This window comes from Bacteroidota bacterium, assembly GCA_018831055.1.
Classification (GTDB): domain Bacteria; phylum Bacteroidota; class Bacteroidia; order Bacteroidales; family B18-G4; genus M55B132.
In genome coordinates this window covers 1-12,185 of record JAHJRE010000116.1, presented here as the reverse complement: position 1 = coordinate 12,185, position 12,185 = coordinate 1, and the positions used below count along the sequence as shown (strand labels likewise).

9 protein-coding genes are annotated in these 12,185 nt (G+C 43.4%); 3 read left to right on the top strand and 6 right to left on the bottom strand.

Annotated features, from left to right (window positions below):
• Positions 1-128: 128 nt before the first annotated feature.
• Positions 129-671 (bottom strand): fasciclin domain-containing protein, encoded by a 543-nt coding sequence (locus tag KKA81_07315; protein ID MBU2650726.1) that lies wholly within the window; start codon positions 669-671, stop codon positions 129-131.
• A gap of 126 nt (positions 672-797) precedes the next feature.
• The gene (locus KKA81_07310; protein ID MBU2650725.1) at positions 798-1,997 is read right to left on the bottom strand and encodes a cation:proton antiporter; all 1,200 of its coding nucleotides are present in this window, start codon (positions 1,995-1,997) and stop codon (positions 798-800) included.
• Between the two features lie 209 nt (positions 1,998-2,206).
• Here KKA81_07310 and KKA81_07305 point away from each other — a divergent pair, with 209 nt between their 5' ends.
• Positions 2,207-3,046, top strand: a complete 840-nt coding sequence (locus KKA81_07305) for an ion transporter (GenBank protein ID MBU2650724.1) — start codon at positions 2,207-2,209, stop codon at positions 3,044-3,046.
• A 60-nt stretch (positions 3,047-3,106) separates the two neighbouring features.
• Positions 3,107-4,144 carry a DUF4249 family protein gene (locus KKA81_07300; protein MBU2650723.1) on the top strand — a complete coding sequence of 346 codons (1,038 nt, stop codon included), beginning with the start codon at positions 3,107-3,109 and terminating at the stop codon, positions 4,142-4,144.
• A 66-nt stretch (positions 4,145-4,210) separates the two neighbouring features.
• Here KKA81_07300 and KKA81_07295 read toward each other — a convergent pair whose 3' ends face one another.
• The gene (locus KKA81_07295) at positions 4,211-6,646 is read right to left on the bottom strand and encodes a T9SS type A sorting domain-containing protein (protein MBU2650722.1); all 2,436 of its coding nucleotides are present in this window, start codon (positions 6,644-6,646) and stop codon (positions 4,211-4,213) included.
• 420 nt (positions 6,647-7,066) lie between these two features.
• On the opposite strand from KKA81_07295, the gene KKA81_07290 reads away from it, so the two are divergent.
• A complete protein-coding gene (locus KKA81_07290; GenBank protein MBU2650721.1) occupies positions 7,067-8,425 on the top strand; it encodes a TrpB-like pyridoxal phosphate-dependent enzyme in 1,359 nt (452 codons plus the stop codon).
• 96 nt (positions 8,426-8,521) lie between these two features.
• Here KKA81_07290 and KKA81_07285 read toward each other — a convergent pair whose 3' ends face one another.
• The 3 genes from KKA81_07285 to KKA81_07275 all read right to left on the bottom strand — a co-directional run.
• Positions 8,522-9,322, bottom strand: a complete 801-nt coding sequence (locus tag KKA81_07285) for a kinase/pyrophosphorylase (GenBank protein ID MBU2650720.1) — start codon at positions 9,320-9,322, stop codon at positions 8,522-8,524.
• Between the two features lie 68 nt (positions 9,323-9,390).
• Positions 9,391-10,899 (bottom strand): hypothetical protein, encoded by a 1,509-nt coding sequence (locus tag KKA81_07280; protein MBU2650719.1) that lies wholly within the window; start codon positions 10,897-10,899, stop codon positions 9,391-9,393.
• A 164-nt stretch (positions 10,900-11,063) separates the two neighbouring features.
• Positions 11,064-12,185 (bottom strand): T9SS type A sorting domain-containing protein (locus tag KKA81_07275; GenBank protein MBU2650718.1); only part of this gene is annotated, 1,122 nt, incomplete at its 5' end.

The following is a 12,185-nucleotide window of genomic DNA, read 5'->3' as shown; positions in this document are numbered from 1 at the left end:
GTTATCATCGTCTTTGTCACAGGATGCCAGGATCAGCGTAAGTGCCAGAACCGGCAAAACATACATATATTTGAGAGTTGTTTTCTTCATCGTTTTAATTTTTAAGGTTGTTAATTAATGAATTGGAATTATGAACCGCATCCCGAAGATTTGGCTTCTTTCTTTCCGCTTTCGGGTACAAGCACGTTGTCAATCACGTGAATCACACCGTTTTTTGCTACTATGTCAGTCTTTACCACCTTTGCGGTTTTATTGATCATAACACCGGAACCGTCAACAGATACATTCAAAGATGCTTTATCGTTCAAAGTTGCTACTTCTCCTGATTTTACATCAGAGGCCATTACTTTGGCATTAACTACATGGTATAAAAGAATCGGCATTAGCTGCTCCTTTGAAAGGTCATCAATGCCACCAACACCCAACTGACTGAACAAAGCAGTAAAGGCATCATTGGTCGGTGCAAAAACCGTATAAGGTCCATCGGCATTCAGGGCATCAACAAGTCCGGCCTTTACAACCGCGTCAACAAGAATGCTGAACTGTTTGTCGGATGATGCTACCTCAACAATTGTCATGCTCTTTGAAGGCTCGCTTGCAGAAACAGGAATAGTTAATCCTGCTACAAGAACTGCCATTATAATACTGGATAAGAATCTTTTTACTTTCATTTTTGTATTTTTTTATTGTTATTAAATCAGCGTTTACAAATTATAAACAAGCAAAAAGATTTTTTGTTTAATCTTTTTTATTTTTTGTTAAACAATAATACAAACAGGGCTAAAAAAAAGAGTGATCTATTCTTTGGAAAGCCATCTTTTACCGGTAAACCCGATGGCCCAGGCACCCAGGGGAGCAGTTAGAACAATACTTAGAACAGCTACGGCCAAAATAATTTCACCGGGTCCGGTATCCATACCGGCAATTTTCATTGCAGCCAACGGAGCTGCACCAATAGCAGCCTGTACTGTAGCCTTTGGGATATAAGAAATCACGACAAACCAGCGTTCCTTGAAATTCAGGTTGGTTCCCAGGAGGCATAACCAGGATCCGAGGCTTCTTCCTACAAGTCCTGTAAAAATCAAAAGTAATCCGGCTAAACCCGACTCAAAAGCCACATTTATGTTTACTGCCGATCCAACCATGGTAAACAAAAGGATCTCGGCAATCACCCATACCTTTGCAAACTTCAGGCTAAGTTCATGTGCATATTTGTCTCTTTTCTCAAGGATAATAAAACCGATGGCCATAACAGACAGCAATGCCGCAAACGGAATCCAGTGACTTATCAGATGCTCAACCCTCATTAGCAAAACAGACACAGCCATGATGATCAATACTCTTTTTGTGGCACGGGGATTAAAACGATCAAATAACTTATAAAGTAAAATACCTATCCCTAATCCTACAACAATCCCGAGAATGATAGAAATGGGGATACCGGCAAGAGCCCAGGCTATATTGACGCTGCTTCCGGTATAAATTCCTATCAGGATGGAATACAAAACAATCACAAATACGTCGTCGATGGAGGAAGCTGCCAGTATCAAAGTCGGAATACCTTTGGCCGTGCCTCGTTTTTTTTCTATCAGGTTGATCATCATGGGAACCACTACTGCCGGACTAACTGCACCGAGTATGGTTCCCAGGATTGCACTTTCCAGATATGTTAAACCGAACAGCAAGGGAGCAAGAAGGGTTATTACGCCTGCCTCTATAACAGCCGGGACAAATGACAAAAACAAAGCGGTTTTTCCTACCTTATTTAATGTATCTTTTCTCAGTTCAAATCCCGCCCTTAAAAGTATCACCAGCAAAGCGGCAAGCCTCAGTTCACCTGAAATATCGATCAACTCCGGATTCAGCAGATTTAATACGTATGGACCGAATAAAACACCTACCAGTAATATTCCAACTAACTCGGGAATTTTCATTTTCCTGAACAACCATGCAGCCAGCAAACTGGCAATGATCACTTCGGCAAGAGAATCAAGCATAATGCTCTTTTTAATGGGTTACGGCAAAACAAGCTTGCTTTGCAAAGATGAGAAAAAGAAATTTAATACTATAACTGCCTAAGCATGAATGATATATTCCTTAATATCTGCCTTGAAGTTTTTAAATCAGCAATGATTTTTATAATTATTTCATTTGCAATTTTTACGCTAACTTAGTTTTTTATTTCCGGATTGACTGATTTTAAAACATGGATAATCATAAAACACTTAAGAAGGAACTATACAATATAATTTTCGAGGCAAATACTCCAGGAGGAAAGGCTTTCGACATCATGCTGCTCATTTCCATTTTGTTGAGCGTGATTGTTGTTTTCCTCGATAGCGTTGCTTCGATTCATCACGAGTTCGGTCATGAATTGTACCTTGCAGAATGGTTTTTTACCATTCTTTTTACCATTGAATACATTCTGCGGATTTATTCCACTACCCGGAAAATACGATACATTTTCAGTTTTTATGGCATCATTGACCTGTTATCTATTCTTCCGACTTTTATCAGCCTGATCCTCGCGGGCACCCAGTTTCTTATTGTCATCAGGACATTGCGGCTCATGCGGATTTTCCGTATCCTGAAACTTGACAGGTATGTAGGAGCTTCAAGCTACCTTGCTCAGGCAATCCGGTCTGGCAGACATAAGATAATGGTATTCCTTACAACCGTGTTTTCCATTGTTATCATTGTGGGTGCCATGATGTATCTGATTGAAGGTCCGGCCAATGGTTTCACCAGCATCCCTCGCAGCATTTACTGGGCAATCGTCACACTGACAACGGTTGGTTATGGGGATATTGCGCCTCAAACTGTCTGGGGACAGTTTCTGGCATCACTGATCATGATCCTTGGTTATTCGATTATTGCTATTCCCACCGGCATAATTACTGCAGAAATGACCCGGAAGAAAGCAAGTAAAGAGCAGAATAGTATATGCAAACATTGTGGAAAGCACGATCATGAAGACGGGGCAAGGTTTTGTAGCCATTGTGGATCGGGTCTTTCCGATAACTTATCGGAAACGACCGATTCCTGATAAATATTTGCCTGAGAATAAATATTCTGCTAACTTGAGAGGGTTAAATTTAATTTATTTATGAAAATGTCTCTCCCAGGAATAATCAACTTAAAAACCAGCCATAGTATTGGTTTGGTTTTGGCTGCTTTCATTCTTCTTTCATCCTGCGAAAATGAATTTGATATGACCGGCGAGTGGGCGGAAATCCCCGTTGTGTATTGCCTTCTCAATACACGCGACAGCGTTCAGTATGTGCGTGTTCAACGGGCCTATCTTTCCGATGACCCCTATCCCTGCATGATGATGAAAGATTCCATCTACTATCCTCCTGAGGAACTGAAAGTATCCCTGCTCAGGATAGAAGAGGATGAACCCGTTGGCGACACAATCTTTTTCCACCCTACTTCAAGAATAACCAAAGAAGACGGGGATTTCACCAAGGAGGGCCATGTGATTTACGTCTCTTCCACGAGATTAGCCGGGAATACCATGTACCAGCTAACCGTTGAAAACAAAAGGACCGGAATCATCGCAAAATCGAGAACCACAACCCTGGGAAATTACAACCTTGACTATTCTTACCTTGAAACCCGATACTATAACCGGGCAATGTATCCAGCGGAAATGCTGGACTACCATTCTACTCTGAATCCTGCATTCTATGATATGAGGATAGTCAGGTTCCTTTACCTCGAAGAAAAGGATGACAGCGTTTCTCAAAAATATATTGACTGGATACCACAGCTTCAGCCACTTACTAAAAACAATCCCGAAGATGATACATTACAACACCAGTTCAATGATTATTATTACGAGTTTCTCTCGCAACAAATACCAATAGATCCTGATGTGAAAAGAACGGCTGTTGGCGTAGACCTGATGTTGCTTATCGGCAACCGGGATGTCTTCGTGTATATGGAACTTGCCCAACGCCCCGATTACTATATCACCATCTTCGAATATTCCAATATTGAAAATGGATACGGACTGTTCTCCAGTCGATATAATTATAATTTCTTCGCCCAGAAATTAAAACCGGAAACACGCGATAGCCTTTCCTGGGGAAGGTTTCTATACTATCACAGGTTTGCCGATTCCGAAGGTAATTGGCACTAAAACATATAAAAAGGGATAGACGGTCGGTGACCGTCTATCCCTTTTATATAATATTAAATTAGTTTATTAATGGCTTAGGATCAGTTTCTGTACTTCCGACCGATCGCCGTGTTTGAGGTTAACGAAATAGCATCCCTGAGGCAGGTCACTACCGTCAAAATCATACTTAAAGGATTCTGAGCCACTGATTCTATCTTCAATGGAGAATACTTCAGCACCCAGGATGTTGTATACCTTTAAAGTCCAATGCTCATTAGTTTGAACACTGATCTCAAAGGTTGCGTTTCCATTTGCCGGATTTGGATAAATAGACAAATTGCTGCTCACTGAGCCCGGGTCATCAATACCGGCCAGACTGTTGATCACCAGCGGTATATCCGGAGTTCCAAATGTTGAACTCATCCCGAAATCATCAAAAGCTTTCAGATAATATTCTGTTCCCTGGTCGGTGATAAACTGTGCAGGAATCTCTCCCTGATAGGTTGAACCGCTCACCAGATTCATATTTGCAACATCATACACAGGATTACCTCCTTTATTTCTGTAATACAGGAATCCCTCAGCCACATAATTTGTAATGTCTGTAATTTCTGCGTTTATGGTTACAGGCTGATTATACGGGGCAGTTGTAACAGGGGTGTGGGTAATCACCGGCAATACATTGGGTAATACTGCAATGCCATATGGATTATTGCCCGGGTCAATGGTTGGATCTGTTGAACCCAGTTGCCCGTCGGTTGCATAAATGTAATAGAACACACCTGGCTCGAGCACATCATTGGCAGGTATCTGTGCCGACCAGATATTGTTACCCTGGTCGGTCATAGGAACCGTTGTATATCCTGTCTGTGATGCTTTCCGGTAATAAAGTGTTGCCGACTGTGTAAATGGCGTTTCCGGATCGGTTATCTCAGCGGCAATGGTCAGTGCAACATTCTGTAACTGGCCCTGGTTCCCCAGATTAATGGTTTCCTGGGTACGATGGATTACAGGTGCGCTTCCTGAGTAAATGATTTCGAGCGACAAGCCTCCGGCATAACCGTAGGAATCATAGGCGGCAAAGCCATAGGAATAGATGCCGAAGGGAGTTCCTCCTGTATTTACAAGGGTATGGGATCCTTCCGTTATAGCTATTCCTGCTCCTGAATACCCTGTGGTACCGATAGAGGTAAACATGGTTGGATCGACCGGAGTTCCATCAAGTTGCAAGGTTGCTATTCCTGCGGTTGGAATGGTAACTGTAACATAATGGTATAAAAAACCTGCACTCGGCGTAGCAAAAGTATAATGATCCATGAACTGTTCTGATGGAGGTATCAGCATCATAAACGGGTCTCCGTTTTGTGAAAGGTTCAGATCCCAGTCATCCCCATTGGCATACTGCATTACCAGGATGGGATTGGATGCTTCGATCTCAGCCGGATCGGTTAAAATGGTTTCGTAGAAATCGCCAAAATTCAGGGTAGCAACTAAAGCTCCGTCAATATAAAGGTTGGTTCCGTTTGAGGCTGACAGCATCCTCCAGGTATCTCCATTTTCCCTTCCCTGTAATGGGAAAGCAATAAAATAGGAGCCCCAGGTGCTGACCGGCGGGATCTGCTCAACGATGTGATCGCAGGCTGCTGTATTCTGAGGCACGCTGGCACAGGCATTTCCTGCAAAAACAGCAACCGGAAGTGAAGACTGAATAACCGTACCAGTGAGATCCGCACTGGGATCGTTCGACAGGAAACATTGTACCTGATAAGCCTCGCCCCTGTTCAACAAAACATTAAAGGGCAGACCGGCAGGCTGTCCGTTGTATGTTGCACAGGAAGGAGTTATGGTAACGGTCACATTATCGTAAGGGCTCACGATCCCGATCTGTGAGATCAGGGTCTGGTCTACTGCACCACTGAACCATGTAAGATTGGGATATGACATCAAAAGATATTGATTTGCAAGGATATCCAATGGCAGCCCCAGATATCCGTCGGAGGAATGGGACCTCAGGCTGACTCCGTAAACTGCAACCTCCTGGTCCGAAACAATATGAATCCCTTTATACTCCTTACTTTCGCTGGTAGAAAGCTGAACGTCGTTGGGAAGCGTAACCCTTGTAATGGAGCCCGGAGTAGCCGTAAAGGCTTCATAGAAAGATAAACCCGGAATCTCTACAAAACCGGTGGCACTGAGGTCGCTTGTGATATCCAGGTATATGCCGCTGACAAGAAGGTCATGATTCCTGGGCATCATCAGCCAGAACTCCGTGCCTTTATTGTCGATCTGTACCCGGTTTACGGGAATCAGATTCTCAACCTCCCAACCCTCAGGCATGGGAATGTTTGAACGATATACGGTCGGTTGATAATTGTCGATGTTAGCCTGTTGAAGGGCCGGGTCAACGTTGTGATTTACACAAGGACTTACTATTTGTCCAGGATTATTCTGGCTTATAGCAGAATTGAACCCGGTAAATAAAATTAAAGCCCCGAAAGTTAATAGAGTAATGGTCTTTTTCATAGTCATTAGTTTAATTGGACAATAAATTACTTTAGTTAAGAAACTTACGTAAAGTTACAAATTAGATTAGACAAAAAGCAATACTTGTTATGTCTTTATTATTATATGCTGTACTTCATCGAATAAAAACCATGAAACACCTGATAAATGCCTCACTCTTAAATGCGAAAAATACGGAATTTTACGTATTATCATTTCTGCTATTGCTTTTTGGTTCTTTACTCCCTATTTTTGGACAAAATAAATCAAATGAATTTTCATACGGTAAATAGCGCATGGTGGTGGCACAGGAATATACCCTGCGTAAACAGCATTGCCGTATGATTTAGAAGCAACTAAAAATATATAAAAGCAAGGAGGAATGTTGTTTACAGCGTTCCTCCTTCTTTTTTTTAAACCAAACCTAAATATTATAAAACCATGGAAACTAATTACAAGATTCAACTCAACGAAAGTGAAATGCCACGAAGATGGTATAATATCCTGGCCGATATGCCCAACCTTCCAAAGCCTCCTTTACATCCAGGTACCCTTCAACCTATAGGGCCTGATGATTTGGCTCCCTTGTTTCCGATGGGGCTGATTGAACAGGAAGTTTCAACGGAAAGGTTTATCGATATCCCGCAGGAAATTCTCGACATTTACAGGATATGGAGACCAAGTCCTTTAATCAGGGCAATGCGGTTTGAAAAAGAACTGAACTCTCCTTGCAGGATATATTTTAAGTATGAAGGAATAAGTCCTTCAGGTTCTCACAAAACCAACACCGCCGTTGCTCAGGCATACTATAATGCCCGTGAAGGAGTGAAAAAAATGACAACGGAGACCGGTGCGGGCCAGTGGGGAAGCGCTCTCAGCTTTGCATGCCGGCAGTTTGGCATCGACCTGAAGGTCTTTATGGTCAAAGTAAGCTATGAGCAAAAACCTTACCGCCGGTCTATGATGCACACATGGGGTGCGGAAGTAATTCCTTCTCCCAGTATGGAAACCGAATCGGGCAGGAAAATCCTTACCGAACATCCTGATTCACCCGGCAGCTTAGGTATTGCTATTTCCGAAGCGGTGGAGGTCGCAGCAAAAAATCCCGATACGAAGTACTCTCTTGGAAGTGTCCTGAATCATGTCCTCCTGCATCAAACTATTATAGGAGAAGAAGCATTGAGGCAATTCAGTAAGGTAAATGATTATCCTGATATTGTTATAGGATGCTTCGGGGGTGGGTCTAATTTCGCCGGTATCAGCCTGCCTTTCCTGCGATATAATATCATTGAGGGCAGAAATACACGATTTATCGCCGTTGAACCAAATTCCTGTCCCAAACTTACCAGGGGTAAATTCACCTATGATTTCGGGGATACGGTTGGTCTAACCCCATTAATCCCTATGTATACTTTAGGACATGAGTTCATACCTCCCGGTATTCATGCCGGTGGCTTGCGTTACCACGGAGCCGGAGCTATCATCAGCCAACTGCTTCACGATGATCTCATCGAAGCCCGCGCCGTTCCCCAACTGGAAACTTTCGAAAATGCCGTGAAATTCGCACGATGCGAAGGGATCATCCCTGCCCCTGAAACGGCCCACGCCATCGCTCAGGTAGCCAGAGAAGTGGAGATTGCCAAACAGGAGGGGAAAAGCAAGACTATTCTGTTTAATTTCTCCGGCCACGGGTTGATCGATTTGGCAGCTTATGACCAGTATTTCGCCGGGCTCCTGGAAGATTATTCCATAACCGAGGAGGAGATAAACCACAGCCTTAATGCTTCCGTGAAAGTCTGAGTCCGGAATTTTCCTGCAAAGATTTAAATAATTACTATAGTTCTGGGTTTATTGCATCGTATCTGTCCACCGGGTCTTTAATCCGGTGGACAGTTTTTATTCTTTGTCGCCCCGTAAAGAAAGTATTTCCGAGGCTATTTCCTCTATTGACTTCCCGGTAACGTTGACCTGAGTCCATCCCGGATGCCGGCGAAAAACCGAAGCAGCAAATAACAACTCTTTCCTGGCATGCTCGTGAGTTGCATAATCACCGGTGGTACCGCCCAAATGCTCTTCCCTGACCTTCCTGAGCTTACATAACGCAGCCGCGTTGGTGGTGAGAAAGAAAACCTTCTCTGAAGAAACCTTATCCAGCTCCTCTGGTGGAGCAATATTCAGCACTAAGGGTACATTTGCGACAAACCACCCCTTGAACGCCAGATAAATGGAAACCGGAGTCTTAAAAGTCCGTGAAACCCCTACCAATACTATTTCCGATTTGCACAACTCCTCAGTCCTCTTACCGTCATCATGCTTGAAGGCAAACTGCATAGCATCTATCCTTTGGAAGTATTCACGGTTGATCTCATGAAAAAGACCGGGTTTCTGAGAAGGTGCATTCTGAAACTGCTGTTCAAGCCGTCCTAACAGCGGACCCATCAGATCAATGGTTTCTACATTATACAAACGGCCGGCTCTTACCATTTCACGTCGAATCCCACTTTTTACAAGGGTGTGAACGACAAAACCCCTGTTCCTTAGCACCTCATCCATTACATTCTGAATGTCTGATTTTGTTCTTACTTCAGGAAAAACCCTGATAGTATAGGGAATATCAGGAAATTGGGTTAATGCAGCGTTCAGCGCCTGTGTTGCCGTTCTTCCTGTTCCGTCGGAGACTACATAAATGGTAAACATGTCCAGCCTATATTTTTCCCGTTTGAAACCGTGAATAAATATAGGCAATTTCTCCGGCTGCTCATTTACTATTTGCTGCGAAAAGGCCGTTCCGGACAAAAATAGTTTTTCCTGGAACCAGGACAATGGCCCTTTAAAAAGGAGATCCGGATGGAAAAGTACAGGTCCATTCCTGAAAAATGGTTAAACCCGAGCAATCCGGATAACTTCTCGGTTCCCACCGTGAAATTATATATGCGGATCGCAGCTCCAAGCCGGGGTTCACGCCAGTCATACAGCGACAGGGGAAGACTGATCCCAATCATCGTGCTTTCAAACCTGGGAATCAGGGCGAATACCGAAGGCCGGTACAGATAATTGGCATGGAGTCTCACCGGATGAACCGCCGTTGCGTTCAGATAATAATTCCTGTAAAGATGATAGTCGTACTGCAAGCTTAAGGCAAAAGGCATCATCATGGTAAACTCCCGGCCGCTTTGTGCACAAGTGGGTGAACCGCAAAAACGCCGGCTCAGGTCACGGCTGAAATCATTGATGGTCTTGTATGTCTTAATAATGGAGTCCGCATTCTCCCAATACGCTGAACTATGATCATATTTATAGGTTAATGCATTGGATGAAAACTTCACCCATCCCAAATCCAATACGGAAAACCCTATCCGATAAATGTAATCCTCATAATCCGATTCGCAAATTTTTCTTACCGGCCGCAAAGTAGAGATCTTTTTAGTCTTTGTATAAGTAAAACCCAAATCAACTGCAAAACCCCTCCCCTTCACCGGGTCACCGTAAAAAAAATCATTACTGGAATAGTCCAGTGGCAGAGCATAACCCATTTCAGCATCCAGGTCGGCAATATCGATATCATGTCCGTTCGGTACGTAATAATCAGTCTGATAACCGTTGAAATACGTTCCTGCATGACCCAGGATAAGCTTTGCGGTAATTCCTGCCGTAACTGCATTTGCATACCTTTTCCTGAGTAACATAGCCCAACTTAAACCTATCTCGCTCCATACCATGGTAGCCATGTGGTAATCTTCAGGATGCTCATACTGAATATTATACTGTGGAGTATATTCCAGACCGTAGTAAAAGAAATTTGCCATGTCGTATGGCAAATCCCGGATCACCATCATGGAACGCATGGATGTTTGCAAGGCAAATGCATGTTTCCCGGAAACCACAAGTGCAGATGGTCCGCTTATTCTTACCTGGGTGTGCGTGAACTTATCTCCGGGAGAATCAAATGTGTAAAACGGCCTCTCCCCTATCGCATACTCGCTGGTATGCATCGGAAAGGAATAACCTGATTTGAAAAAATTCATAAAGCTGTAATCCCCGGCAGATTGATACAGAAAATTGTTCTCAAGGAACAGCCCGGCAGAAACCAGATTGATATCCAGATAATAACGGGAATGATACAAGCCTGCAGGGTTAATCATGGATGCATGAATACCGGCATAATCGCCCGTAACCATGCCCAGCATTTCCTGTGCATTGCTACGAACCGTATTCATTGTCAAAACAAGAACAATGGCTGCGATTTTATATGCCTGGTCTTTATAACTTCGCATACCTTTAATAATAAAGGTTTCCCTGTATAAGAGTAAAGGGGAAAGCACTGAATGTTTCAGTTTTTCCCCGCGACTAAATTATGAATGATTGAATATCAATGCAATGGGGTTTTTCCATACTTTTTCAAGACAAACTCTGGAAAAACCATTAGAGTAATAAGGCTTTACTCCGCCTTCACGAATCTTTCATTGAAAGTGTATTCACCCGCCCGGATACGCAGGAAATATGTTCCGGTTGCCAACGATGAAGTCCTGAACTGCAGCCTTGCCGGTCCTTGCTCCTGCCAGCCAAATCCTTCCATTATAACAACATTACCTGTTATATCCATTACCTCCAGGCTGATGCTTGCAGGCTTTTCCAGGAAGAAGTCAAGATTCACCATATCCTTTGCAGGATTTGGATAAACATTAATATCAAGGGCAGAGTTCAGTTCTGCAAACCCTGTACCTGTTGAAACGGAGAAATAGGCAGTATCAATGAAGCCAAATTCGGTTCCTGTGGCAATATAATTGCTGCCGCCATAATACAGTGCATAAAAGCCCGGAAGTATGAGTCCATCACCTCCACTGTCGTATATTCTGAACTGGTAACAATCCTCATCATTGATCTCCAGTTCCTGGGATAGCATTGTATTGGCCTGAGTATATGGTCCTCCGGAGTGGACAACTCCGCCGCCTGAGTTCAGGATTTCCCATGTGATCTCTTCAGGATGGGTATCGGTGCGTATCAGAAAATTAATTATGGTAGGAGCCACCACGGCTTTTGCAAATTCATGATGGAGCGTATCGTTCTTGACATATTCATCGGTAATCCCGTTGGGATCTGAAGTATAAATTACCAGGTCGTTCATATCCTCAATGCTGAATGATATTTCAGGAAGTCCGATAATAGCTGATTCCAGGAATGACAGACTACCGCTCCAGGGAACAGTATGAAGTTCTTCCCCGTTAACATGATAATGGATATTCATGGAAGTAACCTCATTTCCGCCATTATTGCGGATCGTCACTACAGGGGTCACAACTCCCAGACAGTTCGTCTCACTGATGTTTCCAACGGCAGTCACTGTCACCTCAGTGTTGTATAAAGGAGTCAAAGGATCTGCGGAACTATTGGCAGCCTGTTGAACCTCCTTGCCGGCATTATCCTGGATGAATCCCACAACTCCAAGCATGTCCATATCGTAAATATTCTGAAGTGCCCAGGAACCTTGAATGATCATATAATCTCCCGGTTCGAAGGATCCAGGCAAAGTGGTACCATAATGATCAGGGATCATCTTTTT

What these genes read in the sequence shown, in the direction of transcription:
- KKA81_07315 (MBU2650726.1), bottom strand. Translation starts at nt 671, where the DNA reads ATGAAAGTAAAAAGATTCTTATCCAGTATTATAATGGCAGTTCTTGTA.
- KKA81_07310 (MBU2650725.1), bottom strand. Translation starts at nt 1,997, where the DNA reads ATGCTTGATTCTCTTGCCGAAGTGATCATTGCCAGTTTGCTGGCTGCA.
- KKA81_07305 (MBU2650724.1), top strand. Translation starts at nt 2,207, where the DNA reads ATGGATAATCATAAAACACTTAAGAAGGAACTATACAATATAATTTTC.
- KKA81_07300 (MBU2650723.1), top strand. Translation starts at nt 3,107, where the DNA reads ATGAAAATGTCTCTCCCAGGAATAATCAACTTAAAAACCAGCCATAGT.
- KKA81_07295 (MBU2650722.1), bottom strand. Translation starts at nt 6,646, where the DNA reads ATGAAAAAGACCATTACTCTATTAACTTTCGGGGCTTTAATTTTATTT.
- KKA81_07290 (MBU2650721.1), top strand. Translation starts at nt 7,067, where the DNA reads ATGGAAACTAATTACAAGATTCAACTCAACGAAAGTGAAATGCCACGA.
- KKA81_07285 (MBU2650720.1), bottom strand. Translation starts at nt 9,322, where the DNA reads ATGTTTACCATTTATGTAGTCTCCGACGGAACAGGAAGAACGGCAACA.
- KKA81_07280 (MBU2650719.1), bottom strand. Translation starts at nt 10,899, where the DNA reads ATGCGAAGTTATAAAGACCAGGCATATAAAATCGCAGCCATTGTTCTT.